Source organism: Roseomonas sp. AR75 (genome assembly GCF_005222815.1).
GTDB lineage: Bacteria > Pseudomonadota > Alphaproteobacteria > Acetobacterales > Acetobacteraceae > Falsiroseomonas.
In genome coordinates, this window is sequence record NZ_STGB01000001.1 from 653,265 (window position 1) to 676,824 (window position 23,560).

20 protein-coding genes are annotated in these 23,560 nt (G+C 69.6%); 9 read left to right on the forward strand and 11 right to left on the reverse strand.

Going from position 1 to position 23,560, the window contains the following annotated elements:
• Positions 1-8: 8 nt before the first annotated feature.
• Positions 9-788, reverse strand: coding sequence for an SDR family NAD(P)-dependent oxidoreductase (locus E4T13_RS03005; RefSeq protein WP_137176750.1), 780 nt, complete (start codon positions 786-788; stop codon positions 9-11).
• A 51-nt stretch (positions 789-839) separates the two neighbouring features.
• On the opposite strand from E4T13_RS03005, the gene E4T13_RS03010 reads away from it, so the two are divergent.
• The 8 genes from E4T13_RS03010 (at position 840) to E4T13_RS03045 (ending at position 10,288) form a co-directional block, all read left to right on the forward strand.
• The gene (locus tag E4T13_RS03010; RefSeq protein ID WP_137176751.1) at positions 840-2,336 is read left to right on the forward strand and encodes an amidohydrolase family protein; all 1,497 of its coding nucleotides are present in this window, start codon (positions 840-842) and stop codon (positions 2,334-2,336) included.
• A gap of 112 nt (positions 2,337-2,448) precedes the next feature.
• Positions 2,449-3,312, forward strand: a complete 864-nt coding sequence (locus E4T13_RS03015) for an ABC transporter permease (RefSeq protein WP_170984763.1) — start codon at positions 2,449-2,451, stop codon at positions 3,310-3,312.
• Positions 3,309-4,103 (forward strand): ABC transporter permease, encoded by a 795-nt coding sequence (locus tag E4T13_RS03020; RefSeq protein WP_137176753.1) that lies wholly within the window; start codon positions 3,309-3,311, stop codon positions 4,101-4,103. The genes E4T13_RS03015 and E4T13_RS03020 overlap by 4 nt, the downstream gene beginning before the upstream one ends.
• 20 nt (positions 4,104-4,123) lie before the next feature.
• Entirely contained in the window at positions 4,124-5,176 is a 1,053-nt protein-coding gene (locus tag E4T13_RS03025; protein WP_170984764.1) for an extracellular solute-binding protein, read from the forward strand.
• Between the two features lie 77 nt (positions 5,177-5,253).
• A complete protein-coding gene (locus tag E4T13_RS03030) occupies positions 5,254-6,285 on the forward strand; it encodes an ABC transporter ATP-binding protein (RefSeq protein WP_206030055.1) in 1,032 nt (343 codons plus the stop codon).
• On the forward strand, positions 6,282-6,995 hold the full coding sequence (locus tag E4T13_RS03035; RefSeq protein WP_137176755.1) for an aspartate/glutamate racemase family protein: 714 nt from the start codon (positions 6,282-6,284) through the stop codon (positions 6,993-6,995). The genes E4T13_RS03030 and E4T13_RS03035 overlap by 4 nt, the downstream gene beginning before the upstream one ends.
• 93 nt (positions 6,996-7,088) lie before the next feature.
• The gene (locus E4T13_RS03040; protein WP_137176756.1) at positions 7,089-8,681 is read left to right on the forward strand and encodes an ABC transporter substrate-binding protein; all 1,593 of its coding nucleotides are present in this window, start codon (positions 7,089-7,091) and stop codon (positions 8,679-8,681) included.
• 11 nt (positions 8,682-8,692) lie between these two features.
• Positions 8,693-10,288: an amidohydrolase gene (locus tag E4T13_RS03045; protein ID WP_137176757.1), complete on the forward strand. Its 1,596-nt coding sequence runs from the start codon at positions 8,693-8,695 to the stop codon at positions 10,286-10,288.
• A 6-nt stretch (positions 10,289-10,294) separates the two neighbouring features.
• Here E4T13_RS03045 and E4T13_RS03050 read toward each other — a convergent pair whose 3' ends face one another.
• From E4T13_RS03050 to E4T13_RS03085, 8 genes are read right to left on the reverse strand one after another with little or no spacing between them, the layout of a single operon-like run.
• Positions 10,295-11,419 (reverse strand): CaiB/BaiF CoA-transferase family protein, encoded by a 1,125-nt coding sequence (locus tag E4T13_RS03050; RefSeq protein ID WP_137176758.1) that lies wholly within the window; start codon positions 11,417-11,419, stop codon positions 10,295-10,297.
• Positions 11,416-12,180, reverse strand: a complete 765-nt coding sequence (locus tag E4T13_RS03055; protein WP_137176759.1) for an enoyl-CoA hydratase/isomerase family protein — start codon at positions 12,178-12,180, stop codon at positions 11,416-11,418. Before E4T13_RS03055 ends, E4T13_RS03050 begins: the two co-directional genes overlap by 4 nt.
• Positions 12,180-13,364: a CaiB/BaiF CoA-transferase family protein gene (locus E4T13_RS03060; RefSeq protein ID WP_137176760.1), complete on the reverse strand. Its 1,185-nt coding sequence runs from the start codon at positions 13,362-13,364 to the stop codon at positions 12,180-12,182. The genes E4T13_RS03055 and E4T13_RS03060 overlap by 1 nt, the downstream gene beginning before the upstream one ends.
• On the reverse strand, positions 13,361-14,104 hold the full coding sequence (locus E4T13_RS03065; RefSeq protein ID WP_137176761.1) for an enoyl-CoA hydratase/isomerase family protein: 744 nt from the start codon (positions 14,102-14,104) through the stop codon (positions 13,361-13,363). The genes E4T13_RS03060 and E4T13_RS03065 overlap by 4 nt, the downstream gene beginning before the upstream one ends.
• Positions 14,097-15,041: a hydroxymethylglutaryl-CoA lyase gene (locus E4T13_RS03070; protein WP_137176762.1), complete on the reverse strand. Its 945-nt coding sequence runs from the start codon at positions 15,039-15,041 to the stop codon at positions 14,097-14,099. Before E4T13_RS03070 ends, E4T13_RS03065 begins: the two co-directional genes overlap by 8 nt.
• Positions 15,042-15,043: 2 nt before the next feature.
• Complete coding sequence (locus E4T13_RS03075) at positions 15,044-15,835, reverse strand: enoyl-CoA hydratase-related protein (RefSeq protein ID WP_137176763.1); 792 nt, start codon at positions 15,833-15,835, stop codon at positions 15,044-15,046.
• On the reverse strand, positions 15,832-18,180 hold the full coding sequence (locus tag E4T13_RS03080) for an acyl-CoA dehydrogenase (protein ID WP_137176764.1): 2,349 nt from the start codon (positions 18,178-18,180) through the stop codon (positions 15,832-15,834). The genes E4T13_RS03075 and E4T13_RS03080 overlap by 4 nt, the downstream gene beginning before the upstream one ends.
• The gene (locus E4T13_RS03085) at positions 18,173-20,320 is read right to left on the reverse strand and encodes an acetate--CoA ligase family protein (RefSeq protein WP_137176765.1); all 2,148 of its coding nucleotides are present in this window, start codon (positions 20,318-20,320) and stop codon (positions 18,173-18,175) included. Before E4T13_RS03085 ends, E4T13_RS03080 begins: the two co-directional genes overlap by 8 nt.
• 115 nt (positions 20,321-20,435) lie before the next feature.
• On the opposite strand from E4T13_RS03085, the gene E4T13_RS03090 reads away from it, so the two are divergent.
• Positions 20,436-20,840 (forward strand): PaaI family thioesterase, encoded by a 405-nt coding sequence (locus tag E4T13_RS03090; protein ID WP_137176766.1) that lies wholly within the window; start codon positions 20,436-20,438, stop codon positions 20,838-20,840.
• Positions 20,841-20,852: 12 nt separating this feature from the next.
• On the opposite strand, the gene E4T13_RS03095 is transcribed toward E4T13_RS03090, so the two are convergent.
• Entirely contained in the window at positions 20,853-21,818 is a 966-nt protein-coding gene (locus tag E4T13_RS03095) for a tripartite tricarboxylate transporter substrate binding protein (RefSeq protein ID WP_137176767.1), read from the reverse strand.
• Positions 21,819-21,851: 33 nt separating this feature from the next.
• Positions 21,852-23,459, reverse strand: coding sequence for an AMP-binding protein (locus tag E4T13_RS03100; protein ID WP_137176768.1), 1,608 nt, complete (start codon positions 23,457-23,459; stop codon positions 21,852-21,854).
• Between the last annotated feature and the right edge of the window lie 101 nt (positions 23,460-23,560).

Sequence of the window (23,560 nt, forward strand, 5' to 3'; positions counted from 1 at the left end):
AAATCCTTTCAGCTCATGAAGACGCCGCCATTCACGTCCACGGCCAGGCCGGTCATGAATCGCGACGCGTCGCCCAACAGGAACACGACGACATCCGCCACGTCCTCCGGCACCTGCAGCCGGCCGAGCGGCGTGAGGGAGACGTATTCGGCGCGCACCGCTTCCGGCGTCATGCCGCGCAACTGCGCTTCCCACACCGCCTCGCGGTCCTGCATGGAGGTGTTGACGAAGCCGGGGCACACGCAATTCACGCGGATGCCCTGCGGCGCAACCTCGCGCGCCAGCGCCTGGGTGAAGCCGGCGACGGCGAACTTGCTGGCGGAATAATGCGCCAGCAGCGGCGCGCCGACCTTCGCGGCGAGGGACGCAGTGTTGACGATCACGCCCCTCGTGCCGCTCGCCAGGAAATGCCGCACAACCGCCTGGTTGGTCAGGAAGACGCCCTTGGCGTTCACCGCCATGTTCGCGTCCCACTCGGCCTCGGTGAGGTCCACCACGCGTGCCATGGTGGAGATGCCGGCATTCGCCACCGCGGCGTCCAGCCCGCCCAGCGACTCGGCAGCCCGTTCGACCACGCGCGCCGTCGCGACTGCATCCGTGACGTCGAGCGGGAAGGCGACATGGGCGGCGCCCGCGGCGCGCGCAACGGCTTCGGCCGCCGCGCCGTCGCGATCCGTCACCGCCACCCTAGCCCCGGCCGCTGCCAGCGCCAACACGATCGCCCGGCCGATCCCGGCGCCGCCGCCGGTGACAAGGGCGCGGCGGCCTTCGAGCGTCCGCGTCGTCATACCCCCGCGCGGCCCTGGCCAGATGCCGCCCGCACCGGCGAAGATGCCGCCATGTCCCTGCTGATCCGCAACGCTCAGATCCTCACCTTCGATGGCGGCCGCATCTGGCCCGAGGCCGACATCCATGTCGCCGGCGGCCGCATCCTGGCCATCGGCCCCGGCCTCTGTCCAGAGACGCCGCCCGATCGCGTGATCGAGGCACGGGGCATGCTGGCCATGCCTGGGCTGATCAACGCCCACTTCCATTCGCCCGGCAACTTCCTGCGCGGCGCGCTGGATGGCCTGCCGCTGGAAGTCTTCATGCTCTACGAGGTCCCGCCGCTCGCCACGGGCGTCCCGGTGAAGCGCCTGAACTACGTGCGCACCATGCTCGGCGCGGTGGAGATGCTGCGGCACGGCGTGACCAGCGTGATGGACGACGCCTTCCACATCCCCGTCGCCAGCGCGGAGGGCATCGACGGTATCGCCGAGGCCTGGCGCGACAGCGGCATGCGGGCGCGCCTGGCGATCGACCAGCCCAACGTCGTCGAATACGAGAAATTCCCGTTCCTGGCCGATCTGCTGCCGCCGGAGATCCGCGACGGGATGGATGCCGCGCCGATCCAGCCGGCCGCGGAGCTGCTGGAGCTCTACGACCACCTGATCGCGCGCTGGGACGGCGCGGCGGAGGGGCGGATCGGCGCCGCGCTCTCCTGCTCCGCGCCGCAGCGGGTGACGCTCGACTATTTCCGCGCACTCTCGGCGCTCTCCGCGAAGCACGACCTGCCCTTCAACTGCCACATCCTGGAGACGAAGCTGCAGCGCGTCCTGGGCGAGGAGAAATACGGCAGGAGCCTGGTGCGGCTGGTGAAGGACCTCGGCGTGCTGGACGAGCGGATGGTGGTGATCCACGCCATCTGGATCGACGAGGACGACATCGCGCTGCTCGCCGCCTCCGGTGCGACAGTGGCGCATAATCCGCTGTGCAACCTGCGGCTCGGCAGTGGCGTGATGCCCTTCCGCGCGCTGCGCGACGCCGGCGTGCCGATCTGCATCGGCACCGACGAGGCCGTGGCGGATGACGCGATCAACCCCTGGTCGGCGCTGAAGATGGCGGGGCTGGTGCATACGCTGTCCGATGTGGACTACCGACGCTGGCCGACGGCGCCGGAGATCCTGGGCTGCATGTTCTCGGGCGGCGCGCGGGCGCTGCGCTGGCCCGACATCGGCCGGCTGGCGCCCGGCGCGCGCGCCGACATCGCTCTGCTCGACCTGGACAGCCTGCCCTTCACGCCATTGAACGACCTGCATCGCCAGCTGGTGTTCTGCGAGCCGGCTTCCGCCGTGCGCATGACCATCGTGGATGGTCGCGTCGTATTCGAGGATGGCCGCGTTACCACGGTGGATGAGCAGGCGCTGCGGCAGGAGGCCCGCGAACTGACCGCGGGCTACCGCGAAGCCTTCGCGCCCGCGCTCGCCGAGGCGCGGCGGCTCGAGCCGTATTACCGGGAGATGTATCTCCGCGCGCAGGCGCGCGACGTGGGTCTGCGGCGACGACTGACCAAATAAGCGGCGGGAACGCGCGGATCTGCCCGTATCCCGGGCAGTCATGACGTGCGTCCTGCAATTTCCGGGTTGCCGGCGCCTTGGTCCGGCGCTGCCGGCCGCTAGCCTTCATCGCGTGACAAGTGCTGCGACCAAGGCCGGCTGGCTTCTGGCGATCCCGGCCGTGCTGTTCCTTCTGCTGTGCTTCGTGGCGCCGGTGGCACAGACGCTCTGGCTCGGCTTCGGCGCGCGCACCGATGCGGGCGTGATGACCTACGGCTTCACCTTCGAGAACTACCGGCGCGCCTTCGCCACCGATCTCTACTGGCGCATCCTGCTGCGCACCGCGAAGATGGCGACATGGGCGGCCTGCGTCGCCGCCATCGTCGGTTTCCCGCTGGCCTGGGTGGTGGCGCGCGGCAGGCCCTGGCTCTCGCGGCTGGTGACGCTGACGCTGGTGACGCCGCTGCTGGTGAATGTCGTCGTGCGGTCCTATGGCTGGTCGGCGATCCTCAGCCGGAACGGGCTGATCTCCTGGACGCTCGGCGGGCTCGGCATCGAGGACCCGCCCTCGATCCTCTACACGGAAGCGGCGGTGCTGATCGCCTCCGTGCATGTGTTCCTGCCCTTCATGGTGCTGCCGCTGGCCGGCGCCATCGCGCGCATCCCACCCTCCGCCGAGCAGGCCGCGACCATTGCGGGGGCCGGGCCGGTGCAGCGCTTCTGGCGCATCATCCTGCCGCTGTCGCTGCCGGGTCTGGCGGTGGGGCTGCCGCTGGTATTCTCGCTGACCGCCGCGGCCTATGTCACGCCGCAGATTCTCGGGGGCAATTTCTCGCCGTTGCTCGGCACGCTGATCCAGCAGCAGGTGCTGACGCTGCACGACTGGCCCTTTGGCGCCGCGCTGTCCACGCTGCTGGTCGCCATGGTGCTGGCGGTCAACCTGGTGTTCATCGGCATCGTGGGGCGCCGTCTGCGGCGCTGGACCGCGGTGGCATGAGCGAGCGCATCCCCTGGCCGCTCGCGGCGGTCGTCGCGCTGCTGCTGCTGATCATCGTCGCGCCGCTGGTGGTGCCGGTGGCGATGTCGATCTCCGACACGCCCTACATCGTGTTCCCGCCGGAAGGCTTCACGCTGGAATGGTATGGCGTGATCCTGACGGACCCCGAGGCGCAGGCCTCGCTGCGCGTCTCGCTGGAACTGGCCTTCCTGGCGACGCTGCTGGCGCTGGCGCTCGGCATTCCATGCGCCATGGCGCTGGTGCGCTGCCGCTTCCCCGGCCGCGGCGCGGTGCTGGCGCTGGTGCTGGGGCCGCTGGTGGTGCCGCTGATCGTCACCGGCGTCGGGCTGCTGCAGTTCTTCTCGATGCTCGGGATGCGCGGCGCCTTCCTGCAATTGCTGATCGGCCACACCGTGGTCTGCATCCCCTATGTCGTACGCTCCGTATCCGGCGCGCTGGCCACGGCCGACCCGACGCAGGAGGATGCGGCGCGGGTGCTCGGCGCGGGGCCACTGCGTATCTTCACCCGCGTGATCTGGCCACAGATCCGGCCGGGGGTCGTCGCGGGCGGCATCTTCGCCTTCATCATCTCCTTCGACGACTTCGCGATCTCCATGTGGCTGGCGGATGCGCGCAGCTTCCCGCTGCCGCTGTTCCTCTACGCCGCGATCCAGAAATTCTTCGATCCGTCCATCGCCGCGCTGTCGGCGCTGATGGTCTTCTTCGCGCTCGGCCTGGTGCTGCTGATCGAAAAGGGCCTCGGCATCGGCGTGCGGCGGATCGCCGGATGAACCAACAGGGAGCCTGAATGATGACCACCACCACCCGCCGGCTGCTGCTCGGCACCGCGCTGGCCATACCCTTCGTGAAGGGTGTCGCCGCGCAGACCCGCGAGATCGTCGTGGGCATCTGGGGCGGCGCGCAGGGCGATTTCGTCAAGCGCCAGATCATCCCGGCCTTCGAACGCGACTTCAGCTGCAAGGTGCTGGCCGAGGAAGGCTTCACCCTGGCGAATCTCGCGAAGATGCGCGCGACGAAGGACAATCCGCGCTTCTCCGTGATGTTCATCGACGACCTGGCAATTCCCATCGCCAAGGCCGAGGGGCTGATCGCGGAGCTGCCGCGCGACAAGATGCCCGCGATGGCCAACCTCTATCCGCGTTTCCTCTACAACGAGGGCTACGGCACCGCGCTCGGCATCTCGCTCGGCGGCATCTTCCACAACACCCGCGTGCGCCCGCCGGAGAGCTATGCGGATCTCTGGGACAGCCGCTACCGCGGCAAGCTGAAGCTGGTCAGCCCGAACAACACGCCATCCATGTTCTTCCTGATCGTCGCCGCGGCGGTGGAGACAGGGAAGCCCTATGCCGAGGCGCAGTATGAGATCGACAAGGCGTGGGACCGCATCGCCGCGCTGAAGCCGAACATCCAGAACCTGTTCGGCGACGGCATCCAGGCGGCGAACGAAGTGGCGCAGGGCCAGGCCGATATCGGCCTGCTGGAGTATTCCAAATACGTCTATCCCTACACGGCCCGCCGCGCGCCGGTGACCATGGCCTTCCCGAAGGAAGGCGCCTTCGCCGGCACCAACTGCCAGGTGCTGGTGAAGAACGGCCCGAACCAGGAACTCGCCGTGGCCTTCATGAACCGCATGATCGAGCCGACGGTCCAGAAGCCCTTCAGTGAGTTCGCGCTGACCACGCCGCCAGTCTCCGGCATCACCTTCTCGGCCGACACGCAGCGCTGGATCGCCTATCCGGTGGAGGAGATGGACCGCCGCGGCCTGTTCACGCCGGACTGGACCTACATCAACGCGCGCCGCTCCGCCTGGACCGAGCGGCTGAACCGGATCTTCTCCCTCTGACCGAGGTCGCGCAGGGCGCGGGGGTTGTCCTCCGCGCCCTCTCCAAGAGCTTCGGGCCGACGCAGGTGGTGCGCGGCGTGGACCTCGAGGTCGCGCCGGGCGAGATGCTCGCCCTCCTCGGCCCGTCGGGCTGCGGCAAGACCACCACGCTGCGCATGGTGGCGGGTCTGATCGAGCCCAGCGCCGGAGAGGTGCTGATCGGCGGACGCTCCGTGCTCGGCGTGCCGGCGCACAAGCGCGACCTCGGCATGCTGTTCCAGGCCTATGGGCTGTTCCCGCACCTGACGGTCGCGCGCAACGTCGCATTCGGCCTGGAGATGCGTCGCGTGCCCAAGGCGGAGGCTGCGCAGCGCGTGGCGGAGGCGCTGAAACTCGTGCGCCTCGATGGCTTCGCCGAGCGGATGCCGGCACAGCTTTCCGGCGGCCAGCAGCAGCGCGTCGCGCTCGCGCGCGCGCTGGTCTACCGCCCGCGCGTCCTGCTGCTGGACGAGCCCTTCGGCGCGCTGGACCGCAAGCTGCGCGAGGAGATGCAGGTGGAGTTGCGACTGCTGGTGAAGCGGCTCGGCCTCACCACGATCATGGTTACGCACGACCAGGAGGAAGCGCTGACGCTCGCCGACCGCCTGGCCGTGATGGAGCATGGCGCGCTGATGCAGGTCGGCACCGGCGCCGAGGTCTATGATCGCCCGGCCAGCCGCTTCGTCGCGGACTTCATGGGCGTCGCCAACCTGCTGGACGGCCGCGTCGCGGCAACGGGTGCGGTGGCCAGCCTGGAAGCGGCGAAGGGTGTACATCTTCTCGCCACGCCGATCGCCGCGCCACCCATGCAGGGCAGTCTCGGCACCGTGGCGATCCGCCCTGAAGCGATTGCGCTGCTGCCGCCCGATGCCGCGGAAGAAGCCGGCACCACGACGCTGCCGGGCACGGTGGAACAGGCCATCTTCAAGGGGCAGGGGCTCGATGTCTGGGTCGGCACGCCGGCCGGGCGCATCCTCGCGCGGCTCGACCGCGCTGCCTTGGCGGCGGCACCAGCAGCCGGCGCGCCCTGCCTGCTGCGCTACGCCGCGTCGCGTGCCATCCTGTTGCCCCGCGAGACCAAACCCGCATGACCATTCCTGCCATCGGCACTATCACGCCGTCTTCCAATCGCACGGTGGAACGCACCCTTGCGGCGATCCTGCCGCTGTTCCCCGGTGTCGATTCTTGTGTCGCGCGGATCACCTATTACGGCCCCGGGATCGGCCAGCCGAAGGACGGCTACGATGCCGAGCCGTACCGCCACGCCGCCTGGCAGCTTGGCCATGCCGCGGTCGGCGTGGTCTGCTGGAACGGCACGCGCGGCGCCGGCCTTGGCCTGGATGCCGATCATGCGCTGTGCGCCACGATGGCGGATGCCGCAGGCTGCGTCGCGACCACGGCCTCGCTTGGCACGATGACGCTGCTCGACCGCTTCGAGGCGCGGCGCATCGGCTTCGTGACGCCCGGCGATTCCGCGTATGCCGAGGAAGCGGCCGCCGGCTTCGGGCGGGTGATGGCCGGCGCGCGCACGCTCGGGCTCAAGGACAACCTAGCCTCCGCCGCGGTGCCGCCCGCGCGGATCGCGGAGATGACACGCGAGCTGGCCGCCGCGGAACGGCCGGACGCGATCCTGCTGTGGAGCACCAACCTGCCGGGGTGGGAAGTGATGGCGACGCTTGAGGCGGAACTCGGCATTCCCGTGATCGATTCAGCCGCGGCCGGCGTATGGGCCTGCCTGGACGCGCTCGGCATCGACATGGCGCCGGCGGCGCATCTCGGGCGGATGTTCCGCCCGCGCTGACGGCACCTGCTGGTCGAGGGGTCTTGCCACGCCGGGCGCATCGCACGCTAAGGTGGCCCGCCGGGACAACCGCCCTCAGCAGCGGAGCCAGAGATGCAGCGACGCACGATGATCAAGGCCGCCGGGATCGGCTTGGCCGGCGCGATGGGCAGCCCTGCACTGCTTCGCGCACAGTCCACCACCACGCTGCGCTTCACGCCGCAGCAGGACCTCGTCACGCTCGATCCCGTCACCACCACGGCCTATATCAGTCGCAACCACGGCTACATGGTGTTCGACACGCTCTATGGCATGGACGCCAACTTCCAGGCGACGCCGCAGATGGTGGATGGACACCGCGTCGAGGATGACGGGAAGCGCTGGGATCTGACGCTGCGCGACGGCCTGCGCTGGCATGACGGCGAGCGCGTCCTGGCGCGCGATTGCGTGGCCAGCATCCGCCGCTGGGCGCGGCGCGATCCCTTTGGCGCCACGCTGATGGACGCGACGGAGGAACTCTCCGCGCCGGATGACCGCACAATCCGCTTCCGCCTGAAGCGCCCTTTCCCGCTCCTGCCGATTGCGCTGGGCAAGGCGTCCGTCCCGGTCTGCGCGATGATGCCGGAGCGGCTGGCGCAGACCGATCCGTTCCGCCAGGTGCCGGAGCTGATCGGCAGCGGTCCCTTCCGCTTCAAGGCGGATGAGCGCGTGGCGGGCTCCATCGTGGTCTATACGAAGTTCGAGGGCTATGTGCCGCGCAAGGACGGCGCGCTCGGCTGGACCTCGGGTCCGAAGGTCGTGCATTTCGACCGCGTCGAATGGCGCTCGATGCCGGATGCCTCCACCGCCACCTCCGCGCTGATCGCGGGTGAGCAGGACTGGCAGGAATACGCCTATCACGACCAGCTTCCGCTGCTGCGGCGCGACCGCAACGTGCAGGTACGCGTGCTGGACCGCACCGGCTTCGTCGCCATGCTGCGTGTGAACCACCTGCAACCGCCCTTCGACAATCCGGCGATCCGCCGCGCGCTGTGGCCGGCGGTCGACCAGACCGCCTACATGCAGGCACTGGTCGGGCCGGACGAGCCGAGCCTGTTCCACGTGCCGCTCGGCTTCTTCGCGCCGGGCACGCCGATGGCGTCCGATGCCGGCCTGGATGTGCTGACCGGCCCGCGCGATTTCGACAAGGCGAAGCAGGCGCTGCGCGAAGCGGGCTACCGCGGCGAGGCGGTGCTGCTGATGGTGCCGTCCAACTCCGCGGCCCTGTTGGCGCAGGGCGCCGTCGCCGCGGACATGTTCAAGCGCGCCGGCATGAATGTCGAGGTCTACTCGGTCGAGTTCAACGCCATGCTGCAGCGGCGCAACCGCAAGGGGCCGGTCTCCGAGGGCGGCTGGAGCGCCTTCGTCACCAACTGGTCCGGCACGGATTGGCTGAATCCGGCGGGCCACATCGCGCTGCGCGGCAATGGCGAAGCGGGCTATGCCGGATGGGCGACGATGCCGCGCATCGAGGAATTGCGCGAGGCCTGGTTCCGCGCGCCGGATGAGGCGGCGCAGAAGGCGATCTGCCGCGACATCCAGCTCGAGGCGATGCGCGAGGTGCCGTACTATCCGCTGGGCCAGTACATGCAGCCGACCGCCTACCGCCGGAACCTGCAAGGCGTTCTGGACGGCTTCGCGACTTTCTGGAACGTGCGCCGGGCGTAGGAACACAGCGAATGCCGACGAACGACGAGCTTCGCGCGCTTGCGCTGGACTGGATCACGGCGAACGAGGCGCGGCTTTCCGCCTTCAATGCGCGGATCTGGTCGCATGCGGAGCCTGCCTGGCGCGAGTACCGCTCCGCGCGCGACTATGTCGACCTGCTGCGCGCGGAAGGCTTCGCGGTCGAGGAAGGCTCGGGCGGGATGCCCACGGCCTTCGTCGCGCAGTGGGGGAAGGGCGGGCCGGTGCTGGCCAGCTTCTCCGAATACGATGCGGTGCCCGGCAACTCGCAGCAGGTGGTGCCCTATCCGGCGCCGCGCGCGGGGCTGCATCCGTATGCCGCCGGTCATACCGACCCGCATTCGGTGCTCGGCACCGCCGCGCTGGCGGCGGTCCTCGGCGCGAAGGCCGCGCTGGAACGAACCGGCACGAATGCCACGCTGAAGCTGTTCGGCGAGCCTGCGGAGAAGGTCTGCGGATCCAAGCCCATCCACGCTGCCAAGGGCTACTATGACGGGCTGGACGCCGCCGTGGTGTGGCATCCCTGGGCCTCCAACACCGTGACGGCGGAGACGCATTTCGGCGCCTATTGGAGCGCCGTCATCACCTTCGAGGCAGATGCGCCGGAGACCTGGATCGACCCATCGCTGATGCCGATCGAGGGCGCGCATGCCGCGGCGCGCTGCCCCGGCGCAGTGGACGCGCTGTGCCTGATGTACACCACGACGAAATACACCAAGGAGGCGATGTTCCCGCACGCAGGGTCCTGGACTCTGAACGAGTTCATCCTGGGTGATGGCGGCGCGACCTCGGACAACCTCACGCCGCGCTTCTCGCAGATCCAGTACGCCTGGCGTTCCTCCTCGCTCGGCATCCAGGAACAGATCTGGCGCGTGCTGGCGCAGAATGCGCGCCATGTCGCTGCCGTCACCGGCTGCAAGGCCTATGTGCGCTGGGTGACGAAGACGCGCGTCGGCGTGCCGAACATGGCGCTGACCGACCTGACCTGGAAGAACCTGCAGGCCGTCGGCGCACCGCGCTACGGCGAAGAGGCACTGGAATTCGGCCGGCAGATCCAGCGTCATCTCGGCCTGGAAGCGATGGCGGATCCCTTCGTCGCCGAGGTCAGCCGCCTGACACCGCCGGAGGAGCAGGAAACGCGGATGCGTGCCGGCCTGCCTTCCTGGCAGAAGCATCTCAGCGCGGACGACTATGTGGAGTTCTGCTGGCACGCGCCCACCGTGCGCTTGCTGGCGGCACGCCCGCGGCTGCGTCCGCCCTCCAAGGGCTATGCCTATCCGAACTGGGCCTACAACGCGCTCGGCGGACTGCCGGCGGCGGTGGATCCCGGCATGTTCGTCGCGGCCAAGACGATGGCGCTGACGCTGGTGGATCTCGCGTCCCAGCCTGACCTGTTGCAAGCGGCGCAGGCCGAGTTCCGCGAGCGCACCGGCGGCATCGACAGCAAGGACTGGGTGGGGCCGCTGCTCCCGGCCGGTTTCGATGCGCCAGTGGACCTGCGCTGGCCGGAATACGTCACCACCCCGCGCGGCGAGGAATGGTGCATCCCCACGCCGCATCACGGGACGGGCGCCGGCGAGCCGCTCTGAGGCCGATCAGCGGCGCCAGAGGTCCGCGGTAGCCCCCGCCTCGCCCAGCGCCGGCGCAGCCTCCGGCGTCGCGCCGAGCAGCGCGGCGGCGATCGGTACGGGCAGGGCAGGGAGGTTGCCACCTTCCGGCAAGGCGACGCGACGGTCGAAAAGGCCGCGCGCGGCGACATGCAGATCGGCCAGCGCTTCGGCGGGCGTGCGGACGCGTTCCACGCACACATCCTCGCCGGCAAACACTGCTTCCCAGTCCGCCGCATCCCGTTGCGCCATGCACGCAGCGACGCCCGCGCGCGTGGCATCGGGATTGGTGGTGTCGTCGCGCAGCGCGGGATCGAGCGCGATCAGTTCGCAGAACCGGCGCCAGAACTGCGGCTCGAGCGGCGCGACGGCGAAGGCGACGCCATCGCGCGCGGTGTAGATGCCGTAGCGAGGTGAGCCGCCCATGTGGCGCCCCTTGCCGGGCGCTGGTGCAGCCACGCCCAGCAGCAGTGGCGCGATCACGCGCGGCATCCAGGCCAGCACATTCTCCGTCATCGCGACATCGAGGTGGCAGCCTTCGCCTGTCGCCTGCCGGCGGATCAGCGCGAGCAGGATGTTGACGACCGCAGGCAGCGATCCGCCGCCGACATCGGCGATCTGGCCGCAGGGCAGGGCAGGCTTGCCCGTCCCGTCATCGGTCAGCGCCAGCATGCCCGCACGCGCGAGGTAGGTGAGGTCATGTCCCGCCACCTGCGCCAGCGGGCCGTCCTGCCCGAAGCCGGTGATGGAGCAGTAGATCAGCCGCGGGTTCTGTTCGCGCAGCGCGGCGTAGCCTAGGCCCAGCCGGTCCATCACGCCGGGCCGGAACTGCTCGACCAGCACGTCGGCCTCGCGCGCCAGCGCCAGAACGGCGGCACGTTCCTCGGCGTTCTTCAGGTCCGCCGCGATGCTGCGCTTGCCGCGATTGAGCAGGGCGAACTGCACGCTGATGCCGCCCTGCGCCGGGCGGTTCGCGCGGCCGGGATCGCCGCCCGGCTTGCGTTCCACCTTCACCACGCTGGCGCCGGCATCCGCCAGCATCAGCGTGGCCAGCGGACCCGGCAGCAGCGTCGTGAAATCAAGGACGCGCAGCCCGGCGAGCACGCCGCTCATCGCTTCTTGTGGTTCGCCGCGAAGGAGTCCACGCCCTTGCGCCACTCGCTATCCGCCAGGCAGCGGTCGATTGCCAGCAGTTCGTACGCCTGGCCGGTGCGCAGGTCGCTTTCCATGCCGACATCGATGCAGCGCTTCGCAAGCTGCACCGAAAGCGGGAAGGCCTTCAGGATCATGCCCACGGTCTCCTGCACGGCGCCTTCCAGTTCCTCCGGCGCGACCAGGCGGTTCACCAGGCCGACGCGCAGCGCTTCCTCGGCGCCCATGGTGCGGCCGGTGAACAGCAATTCCTTTGCCACCGCCTTGCCGACGATCCGCGGCAGGCGCTGGCTGGCCCCGACCGAGCCCCACACCGCCTCGGGATAGCGGAAGGAGACGCGAGTGGAGGCGATGATGAAGTCGCAGGCGGTCGCGATCTCGCAGCCGGAGCCGATGATCGGGCCATGGCCCACGGCGATGCAGGGCTTCGGGCAGTACTGCACGGCGTCGTAGGCGGAGAAGGCTGTCAGGCGGCGGTTGCGCAGCCATTCCTCCGTCACGCCGGCGCGCTCCTTCAGGTCGGCGCCTGCGCAGAAGCTCGGGCCGGCGCCGCGGATCAGCACCACGCGCACCGCCGCGTCGTTCTCCACCTGCTTCACCGCAGCGAACAGGTCCTTCGCCATCTGCAGGTTCAGCGCGTTGCGCTGTTCCGGGCGGTTCAGCGTGATCGTGCCAACGCCGTCGGCGACGTCGCAGAGGATGGTCTCGTATTGCGTCGCCATCAGATCGCTCCTTCCTGGCGCAGGGTTGCGATGGCCGCCTCGTCCAGGCCCAGACGCTCGCGCAGAACCTGGTCGGTGTGCTCGCCGAGCATGGGCGGGCGATCTACGTTCAGCCTGTCGTAGCCGGAGAAGCGGAACGGCACCGGCAGGGCCGGGAATTCGCCGAGCGTGGGATGCGCGAAGGTCTCGACCATGCCGCGTGACTGCACGTGCCGGTCTTCCACCACTTCGCGCACATTCAGCACCGGGCCTCCCGGCACGCCGGCTGCGACGCAGGCCTCGACGAAGTCGTCGCGCTTCCAGCCGCGGATCGCCTCGCCGAGCTTCTGCATCACTTCCGCGCGGTTCTCCAGGCGCGCGGCGTTCGTCGCCACGCGCGGATCGGCGCCCCAATCCTCCACGCCGAGCAGCTTGCAGAGCGGCGCCCAATGCGGGTCGTTACAGGTGATCTGCACATGCCCGCCATCGGCTGTGGCGAAGGCGGCGGAGGGCACGCGGCCCGGATGCTCCGTGCCCATGCGCGTCGGCACCTCGCCGAGCGCGAACCAGCGCGCGGCGGCGATGGTCAGCAGGCTGACCTGGCCATCGAACATCGAGAAGTCGATATGCGTGCCCTGGCCGCTGCTGTTGCGACCAAGCAGCGCGGACAGCACCGCGATCGCGCCCCAGAGGCCGGAGGAAAGATCGGCCACCGGCAGCCCCGCCTTGCAAGGCTCGCCGCCCTGCTCGCCGGTCAGGCTGACCATGCCCGTCATCGCCTGGAACACCGTGTCGTAGCCGCGACGCTTCGCGTAGGGACCATCCTGGCCGAATCCGGTGACGGAGAGGTAGACGAGGCGCGGATTGGCCTTTGCCAGGCTGTCGTAGTCCAGCCCGTAGCGCTTCAGCGTGCCGACGGTGAAGTTCTCCACCACCACGTCCACGCCGGCCGCGAGGTCGCGTAGCATCTGCTGCGCCTTCGGATTGCGCATGTTGGCGGTGATGGATTTCTTGCTGCGATTGGCGGTGAAGTAATAGGCGCTCTCGCCCTGCACAACCGGCTCGTAGAATCTGATCTCGTCGCCGGTCTTCGGCTGCTCCACCTTGATGACCTCGGCGCCCATCTCCGCCAGCAGCATCGTGGCATAGGGCGCGGCCAGCACGCGCGACAGGTCGAGGACGGTGATGCCCTGCAGCGGCTTCATACGGTGCTCCTTGCGCCATAGCCGCGCATGATCACGTTGGCGTCGCGTGCCACTTCCAGCGCCGGCTGCAACGGCAGTGCCGCGACGCGGTGGAACAGCCGCTTGGTGGCGAACAGCGCATCCTGGCCGCATGCGGCCAGCTTCTCGGCCATCGTGACCGCTTCCGCCAGCATTTCGGCATCCGGCACCACGCGGTTGATGATGCGCAGCGCGAGCGCCTGTTCGGCGGTCAGTGGTTCGCCCAGCGTCACCAGCTCGAAGGCGGCTTTCGGGCCGAGCTGCCGCACCAGGTTTGCCAGGACGATCGCCGGCACGGCGCCGCGCTTCACCTCGGGGTAGCCGAGCTTCGCGGAGGCCGCCATCAGCGCCAGGTCGCCGGCAAGCGCGAGGCCAGCGCCGCCGCCCATGGCGAAGCCGTTGATGGCGCAGAGGATCGGCTTGTCGATCTGCGCGAAGCTGGCGTGCAGGCGCATCGTGAGGTCACCGCGCGCGGCGATCTCCCGCGGGTTGTCTGCGGTGAGGTGCTTGAACTCGGTGACGTCGGCGCCGGCGCAGAAGCCGCGGCCGGCACCTGTGAGGATGATCACGCGCACCGCGTCGTCGCCTGCCGCGTCCCACAGCGCGGCGTGCAGGGCGCGGGTGAGATCCGTGTTCAGCGCGTTCAGCTTGTCCGGCCGGTTCATCGTGAGAATGCGGACCCCCCCGCGATCCTCGCGCAGCATCACTTGCGTGTCAGACATGGGCGGCGGCTCCTTCCAGCAGGCCGAGGCCAGAGCGCGTCACCATGCCGCGCAGCGTGCGCCCCAGCATCGTCTCGCAGTCGCGTGCGACGTCGAGCAGGCGGGACATGTCGAGGCCGGTGTCGATGCCCATGCCTTCGAACATCGCCACCAGGTCTTCGGTGCAGACATTTCCGGTGTAGCCCTCGCCGTACTGGATCTTCGTGGGATGACCTCCGACCCCGCCGAAGGCGCTGTCGAAATACCGGGCGCCTGCTTCGTAGGCCGCCACGCAGTTGGCGATGGCGGTGCCGCGCGTGTCGTGGAAATGCGCGATCAGCGTGCAGTCCGGCACCGCGCGCGCGAGGTCCTCGAACAGCGCGCGTACGCTGCGCGGCGTGCCCATGCCGACGGTATCGCCGATGGCGATGTGGCGCACGCCCGCGGCCGCCATGCGCCGCGCATCCTCCAGCACGCGCGCGCGCGGGACCTGTTTCTCGAAAGGGCAGCCGAGCGCCACGGAGATGGTCCCGACCATGACGAAGCGGCCTGCCCCTTCCGCGGCCATCGCCTCCACCAGCTCCCACTGCTCGCCACGGCTGCGGTTCAGGTTGCGCTTGCTGTGCGAATCCGTGGCGGAGACCAGCAGGCTGATCTCCTCCGGCCCATGGCCCGCATCCTGAGCAGCGATGGCGCGGCGCACCGCGTTCAGGTTGGGACAGGTGGCCTTCAGCCGTGTGCCGGGGCGGCGCGAGACGCGCTGCAGCACTGCATCGGCGTCGGCGAATTGAGGTACGTATTTCGGGTGCGAGTACGACGTCGCCTCGACGCGGCGGAAGCCGAGTGCAACGAAGGCGTCGATCGCCGCCACTTTCGTCTCGGTCGGAATGAAGGCTTCCTCATGCTGCAACCCGTCGCGGGCGAAGCACTCGCAGATCGTCACCGCCTCCGCGGCCATGCTCAATTCTCCCCTGCGCACCAGGCGGGGCGGCGCTTCTCGCGGAAGGCCGCCATGCCTTCGGTCGCCTCCGCCGTGCGGCGATGCGCGGCGACGAATTCGGCCAGCGCGCGCACCGCGCCTTCGTCCAATCCGGCCGGGCCATGCTGCGCCAGGATGCGCTTCGTGCCGGCAAGGCTTTCGGGCCCGCCGCGGCGCAACGCGGCCAGGATGGCCGCCGCGCGCGCATCCAGCGCATCTGCCGCCACCACCTCATGCACCAGGCCGAGCTCCTGTGCTTCCGCCGCGCCGAACCGCTCGCCGGTCAGCAGGTAGCGCCGCGCGCGCCGCGCGCCGATGGCATGCGCGAGGAAAGGCGCGACGAAGCCCGGCACCAACCCGTGCCGCACCTGCGTCGTGGCGAAATGCGCCTCTGGCGTGGCCAGCACGATGTCGCTGGCGACCAGCAGGCCGATGCCTGCGCCATAGGCGGGGCCCTGCACGAGCGCGAGCGTGGGGCGGGAGAGTCGCGACAGGCGCAGCATCATGCCGGTCAGCCGAACCGTATCGGCGATGCCGCGTTCCTCGGCGCCGGCTGCCACGTTGGCGGCATGACCGAGATCCACGCCGGCGCAGAAGACCGCGCCGGCCGCACGCAGGCAGAAGGCGCGGATCGCGGCGTCGGACTCGGCCCGATCGATGGCGGCATCCAGTTGGGCGACCATCGCGGCATCCAGCGCATTGCGGGCCGATTGGCGATCCAGCGTCGCCACCAGCACGCCCGCCTCGGCGCGGATCGTCACGCCCTCCGTCACTTGCCGAGGATTCCACGCGCGATGATGTTGCGCTGGATCTCGTTCGTGCCGCCATAGATCGTCACGGCACGCGCGCTGAGGAACGGCGTCAGCACATCCATCGTCATGCCCGCCACATCCTGCGGCCCGGTAACGGTGCCGGCATCGCCGAGCGCCTCGACCAGCGCCTCCGTCAGGCGCTGCTCCGTGCGGGTGGCGACGATCTTGAGAACGGAGGCCTCCTCCATGCCGGGGGCCGACCCCGCCTTCAGCGTATCCGCCGCGCGCCCGTAGAGCGCCGCCAGGTCCAGCACGTCGCAGGCCAGCCTGGTGAAGCGCGCGCGGAACAGTGGGTCGTCCTCGAGGCCCGTCTGGCGTGCGACGCGGCCGAGGCGCTGCAGCGCGAGCACGGAATTGCGCGGCGCGCCGACGCGCAGGCGCTCGAATCCCAGCACCGCCCGCGACACGGCCCAGCCCTCGTTCAGCGCGCCGACCATGTTGCCGCGATGCGTGCGCACGCCATCCAGGAAGACCTCGCAGAATTCCTCATGCCCGGCGATGTTGCGGATCGGCCGAATGGTGACCCCTGGCTGCCGCAGGTCGATCAGCAGAAAGCTGATGCCGTCGCGACCGGGCTTGCTGCGATCGGTTCGGACCAGCGCGTAGATGTGCGTCGCCTCATGCGCCAGCGTCGTCCAGATCTTCTGGCCGCTGATGACGAATTCCTCGCCTTCCAGCCTCGCTTCCGTGCGCAGGCTGGCAAGGTCCGATCCGGCATCGGGCTCGGAATAGCCCTGGCACCAGATGTGCTCGCCCGTGAGGATGCGCGGCAGGTAGGTGCGGCGCTGTTCCTCCGTGCCGCAGGCCAGCAGGATGGAACCGACATTGTTGATGCCGTGGTCGAGCAGGCGCGGCGCGCCGACGCGCTGCATCTCCTCGGCATAGATCATTTGCTTCGCGGCGTTCAGGCCCATGCCGCCATGCGCCGGCGGCCAGGTGGCGGCAAGCCAACCCGCGCGGGAGAGCAGCAGGTACCAGTCGCCGATCTCCTTCCAGCCCATGCGGCGCGGTACGAAGCGCAAGTCATGCGGCAGATTGCTGTCGAAGAAGTACCGTGCGCAGGCGCGGAATTCCGCGTCGCTCAGCGCGTTCCAATCCCGCGCGGCGACCGGCATCGCCTGAATTTCGGCGAGGCGTTGCGCTCCGCCGCGGGCCTGCGGCGAATCGTCGGTGTCAAGCACCAGGGGTTCCGCCGCGATGTCGCCGGCCATGCGCGCATGGTGCGTCGAGGCGCTGCCGAGCCAGGCCCCCAGGACGGTCGCGCGTTTCAGATACAGCCCGATATCGCAAGCGTCGGTGAAGCCGATGCCGCCATGCAGCTGGATCGCCTCGCGCGTGATCTCGACCGCCGCTTCGCTGCAACGCGCCTTCGCACGGCCCGCGGCGAGGCGAAGCGTGCGTGGATCCTGCATGCCCTCGGCCAGGCGCAGCGCGTCCGCGAGGCTCGCCCCGGCGAGTTCGCAGGTGACGTGCATGTCGGCGATGCGATGGCGGAGTGCCTGAAAGCTTGCGATGGGCCGGCCGAAGGCAACGCGCATGCGGAGATAGACGGCGGTCGCCGCCAGCGCGGCGCGGGCAACGCCCAGCGCTTCCGCCGCCGCGATCAGCGCAGCCTCGTCGAGCGCGATGCGCAGCGCCGCTTCCGCAGCGGCGCCTTCCGCAATCAGGCTGGATCGCGCAGCATCCAGGGTGAGCAGCCCCGCCGGGCTGCCGTCGGCGCGCGACTCCTGCGAGATGGTCACGCCAGGACCGTCAGCTTCGACCAGAAGCAGCTTGAGCCCATCCGAAGCGCGCGCGCTGACGATGACGCTGCGGGCAGCCCAGGCACCGGCCACGAAGCGCTTGCTGCCATGCAGGCGCCAGCCCTCGGCGTCCCGCGTCGCCCTTGTGTCGACGCGCATGGGATCGGCGATGTCGTTGCGCCCTTCCTGCCAGGCGAGCGTCACCGGACTCGCACCGCTGGCCACGGAAGGCAGCAGCCCATGGTCCGGCGCCGCGTGCAGGAGGCAGCGCGGGCCGAGCACGGCGAGCGGCACCAAGGGCTCAGCCAGGAGCGCGGCGCCGAGTTCCTCGGCGATGGCGGCCATGTCTGTCAGGCTGGCCTCGAGGCCGCCGCAGGAGGCCGGTAGCAGCGCGCCGAGCCAGCCGAGCGCAGCCATCTCCGGCAGGCGCACCGCCTCATGCCAGGGCATCTGCCCGCGGCCGCGGCGGATCGCCGCCATATCGCGAAAGCGGGCGGCGAAGCCGCGGGCGCTCTCCCGCACCAGGGCCGTGTCGTCGCCGGTCAGGACGGGCGCGTCATCCATGGGGCGATGCCCCACCGGTCGCGATCAGCGCATCCACCACGGTCAGGCCCTCGCCCAGCGGATGCACGAGGACGGGGTTCAACTCCAGCTCGGTCCAGCCACTACCCGCGGCTTGCAGGAACAGGGAGACATCGACCAGCAGTCGCACCAGCGCCGGAATGTCGGCAGGCGGCGCGCCGCGCACGCCTTCGAGCAGGCGAACGCCGCGGAGGCGCCGGATCATGGCCTCCGCTTCGCGCGGCCCGAGCGGCACGGGTTCGAACACGGTGTCGCCCAGGACCTCCACATGGATTCCGCCGAGGCCCAGCATCAGCAGCGGTCCGAAATCAGCATCGCGGATGGCGCCGACGATCACTTCCTGTCCGGGCGGCGCCATCTTCTGCACGACAGCGCCGGCGATGCGGGCACCAGGCGCGAGGCGTCTGGCATTCGCCTGTACGCGCTGGAACGCGTCGCGCACCGCTTCGGCGTCGGCGAGATTGAGCAACACGCCGCCGGCCTCGGTCTTGTGCGGGATGTCGTCGGACTCGATCTTTACCGCCACCGGGAAGCCGAGGCGGCTGGCTGCCGCCGCTGCTGCATCCGCATCCTGCGCCAATTCGTCGGGTGCAAGGGGGATGCCGTGCGCGCGCAGTGCCGCGCTGCGTGCGCCGTGGCCCGTGAGGGCCAAGGTGGCAGACACTGCTGCGCTCCCTTCCGCGAAGCTGCGTGCCTTCCAGCGGTCGCGGAAGGCCCGGTAGTCGTCCAGGCCGCGCAGCGCCTGCGCACAGCCGCTGAACGAGAAGTTCCAGACGCCGAGATCCGCAAGCTCCGCGAGATTCCCGGGGTGCGGCAGCGTCTGGGATACGAAGAGCAGCGGCTTGCTGAGCCGCGACAACGCCGCCTCGATCACCGGACGGAATGCTGCGATGCGCCCCACCGGAGCGAGGGAGAAGATCAGGATCACCGAATCCAGATCCTCGCGCGGCCCCAGCAGGTCCAGCACGCGCGACAGCGTCACGCCGCCGTCGTCCACGATTCCTGCGGTGACGTCGATCGGGTTCACGGCCGCACCGGATTCCGGGATCACCGCGGCAATATCGCGGGCGAGGGCGGGATCAAGCGGAGGCACCTCGAGCCCATGCATCGCGCAGAGGTCGGCCACCCATGCGCCTGTGCCGGCCGTGCCAGTCAGCACGCAGACGCGCCTTCCGCGCGGTCGCGCCGGCATGCAGAAGCCGGCGGCGATCGAGACCATCTCGTCCGGGTCGGCGACGCGGATCACGCCATGGCGCGCGAACATGGCGTCATAGGCGGTCTCCGCGCCGGTGAGATGCCCGGTGTGGGAGATCGCCGCCCGGCGCGAGGCGTCGGAGCGCCCGACCTTCATGACGATCAACGGAACGCCTGCATCGGCCGCAAGGCTTGCGGCGCGCGCGAAATCCTTTGGTCTGCGGAAGCCCTCGATGAACATCATGATTGCCGCGGTCCGGCCCTCGCGGACCAGGTACTCGACGACCTCCAGCGCCTCGACATCCGCCTCGTTGCCAGTGGTCACGACATGGCGGATGGGCAGGTGCATGCGCCGCGCCCGGCTGTAGAGGCCGAAGCCCAGCCCGCCGCTGTGCGATATGATGCTGACGCCACGACGATCGCGCAGATCGCGGGTGGCGGCCCCGGCCTCGTCTTCCACGACGATGCTGAAATTGGCGGCGACCGCGGCGGCGACGTTGAAGAAGCCCTCGGTGTTCGGGCCGAGGACACGCATGCCCGTGCGCCGTGCGATCGCGGCGATGTGCTCATGCAGCGGTGCCTCGCCGTCGCGCTCGATGGCGGAGGCTGCGCTGAACACCACCGCGGCTCGTGCTCCGGCGGCGGCGCATTCCTCCAGCGCCTGCAGCACCAGCCCGGGGGCGACCGCGACCATGGCAAGGTCCACGGTCTCGGGCAGCGACGCGATCGAAGGCCAGGCGCGCAGGCCCTGGACGGTCTCGTGGGAAGGATTGACCGGGTAGATCGTGCCGGCATAGCCCCCGGCAATGAGCGTGCGGAGCACCTTCCCGCGGATACGCTTGGGGTCAGGCGAGGCGCCGACCACCGCCACGTTCCGCGGCGCCAGCAACGCCAGAAGACCTGCATCCGACGGTGGCTGCTGCGTCATGACGCCGTTCTCCACACCACATGATATCGGCGGTTTGTTGACTTATCGACCAATTTTTCGACCATAGGGTCAGTACATCGCGCTCGCAAGCGCGGCCGGTGGAGCAGGAGGCGGCATGACCGACCCGAGCGCATTCAACGAGGTTCTTGGCGTCCGCTGGATCCGCTGGGAGGAAGGCGAGGCGGAGGCCGAGATCGAGATCAGGCCGATGCACCTGAACCGAAGCGGCTGGCTGCATGGCGGCGTGCTCTGCAGCGTGCTCGATTCCGTGTGCTCGCGCTCGGGCTGCTGGACGCCGGCGGGCGAGACGCCGCGCCGCTCGTCCACCGTGTCGCTCACGACGAATTTCCTGCGGGCCACGAATGGGGGATTGGTCCGCGCGATCGGCCGCCTGCGGCCCGGCGCCGGGCGGCAGATCTTCAGCGCCGTCGGCGAGGCCACGGACGCCGAAGGGCGGCTGCTCGCGCTCGCCCAGGGCACATTCAAGTATCGCACGCAGCCGCTGCCGGACGTTCGATGACGCGCCGCGGCGTCAGTCGACGCGGATGCGCGCTACCCGCGCAACTTCCGCCCAGCGCGCCGATTCCTCGTTCACCAGCTTCGTGAAGTCGTCGAGGCTCATCGGCGACGGGTTGGAGCCGAGCGTGTTGAACGTCCGGATGATCTCCGGGTCCCGCAGGATCTGGTTGATCGCGTCGTTCAGCGTCTGCCGGATCTCCCTCGGCATGCCGCGCGGTCCGAAGATCGCCCACCACGATTCCGCCTCGTAGTCCAGGCCTGTCTGACGCACCGTCGGCGCCTCCGGCGAGTCCGGCGGACGCCCTTCGGCGGTGTAGGCGAGCACGCGCACGAGGCCGTCGCGCATCTGGCCCGCGGCGCTGGCCGGCGTGGTAAGGATAACCTGCACGTCGCCGCCGAGCAGGCCGATCATCGCAGGGCCTATGCCGCGATAGGGCACGTGCTGCATGCGCGTGCCGGCGCGCATGTTGAAGTACTCGGAGATGAAGTGCGTGGAACTGCCGGCGCCCGCGGTGGCATAGAACATCCGGTCGCCGCGTTGCTTCGCCATCGCGATCAGGTCGTGCAAGGACTTCGCCGGCGAGTTCGCCGGCACGATCACCGCGAAGGGGCTGCGTGTCAGCATCGCCACCGTGTCGAAGGAGGCGACCTGGTAGCCGGTCTGCTGCACCGCCGGCGCCGTGACGAAGGACGCCGTGGTCGAGAGCAGGGTGTAGCCGTCGGGCGGAGCCGCCGCGACAAGGGCAGTCCCGATCGCACTGCCCGCGCCACCGCGGTTGTCGATCACGAAAGGCTGCCCGAAGCGTGCATGCAGCCGCTCCAGTACGGGGCGCGTATGGGCATCCGTGCTGCCCCCCGGCGCAAAGGGAATGACGACGCGGATCGGCCTGGTCGGCCATGCCTGCGCATGCGTCGGCTCGGGACCGAGCAGCGTGGCCAATGCCGTAAGCGCGACGCCTCGCCTCGTGAATGCGACCATGGGTTTCCTCCTTCCGGGCAACGCCGCGCCGGCTCAGCCGAGGCCGAGATCGGTGAGGGCGTACTCGCGCAGCTTGCTCTTCTGCACCTTGGAACTCGCGGTCATGCCGATGTGATCGAAGCTGTCGACGATGCGCAGATGGTGCGGCACGCGAAAGCCTGCGAGGCGCTCCCGGCACCACGCGACCAGCTCGTCCGGCGTCGCGGCGTCGCGCCCGTGCAGGATGACGTAGGCGGCGGGCACCTCCATCAGTCGCGGGTGCGGCACCCCGATGACCTGCGCCTGCACCACGGCGGGATGCGCATGCAGCACGTCCTCGACCTCCGCAGGCGCGACGTTCTCGCCGCCGACGCGGATCAGTTCCTTCGCACGGCCGGCGAAGCGCAGCCGCCCCGCCTCGTCCATCACGCCGAGGTCGCCGGTGTGCAGCCAGCCATCGCGGTCGATGGCGCGCGCGGTCTGCTCGGGCATGTTGTAGTAGCCCTTCATCAGCGACCAGCCGCGCACCAGGATCTCGCCGAGCTCGCCGACCGGGCGGATCGCGCCGCTGTCGAGATCGGCGATCCGCACCTCCAACCCCGGAAGGGGGAAGGCGAAGCCATCCAGCCGCTTCGCAGGATCGTCGTCGTGCGGTCCCATCGCGACATTCGGCGAGGCTTCCGACTGGCCATAGGCTGAACAGATCCCCGGCATGCCGAAGCGCTGCTGCGCCTGACGCATCACCTCGCCGGTCGCCGCCGCCCAGCCGCCGCGCAGCGCGATGCGCTCCTCCGGCGGGCGAGGCTGGCCGATCATCATCAGGAACATCGTGTCGTTGCCGGAGATATGCGTGCAGCATTCATCCTGCAGCATGCGCACGGCCAAGGCCGCATCGAAGGTCGGCGTCGTGATGTAGGTGGCGCCGGCAATCAGCGCCGTCAGGAAGGAGAGCGTGACGCCCGCGACATGAAAGAGCGGTCGCTGGCTGAAGTAGCGATCGCCTGGCCGTAGGTCGAGCCGCCGGCCGACATGGAACGCGTCGCGCAGCATGCCGTCATGCGACAGCATCGCACCCTTCGGCGCGGAGGTGGTGCCGGAGGTGTATTGGATGAGGGCGACGTCGTCGGGCTGCACGCCCTGTGCGGCTGGGGCGAAGCCTGGCGTCGCAGCGGTCGTCATCTCGGAATAGGGCAGGGCGCCCGCCGGCACGTCGTCGCCCTGCACGATGACCGTGCGCAGCCGCGGAAGCTCGGCGCCGGGCAGCGCGCCGTCCAGCGCCGGCTCGATGCCGCGGAGCATGGCGACGAAGTCCACCTTGAGCAGGCGGTCCTGCATGACAAGGAAGCAGCAATCGGATTGCCGCAAGGCATAGGCGATCTCGGGCGGGCGCAACCGCGTGTTGATCGGCACGACTACCGCCCCGAGCGTGCCCGCGGCCAGCAGCAGCGTAGCCCATTCGACCGAATTGCCCATGCAGATCGCAACATGCTCGCCACGGCGCAGGCCAAGCCGCCGCAGGTTGTCCGCCCGGGAAAGCACCCGGTCGCGCAGTGCCGAGAAGGTGACCCGCTCTTCGGGCAGGACGATGGCCTCGGTCTCGGGCCAGAGGCGCGCCGCCCGCTCCAGCGCACCCCAATAGGTCGTCCTCGGCCAATCGGACATCCGGCGCCCAGCCCTCCCAACTGCCACGGCGTCTGTGGCCGCTACGGACGATGTTGACGGAATTTCGACCAGACGGTCAATATGCATTCCGTGCGTCACGC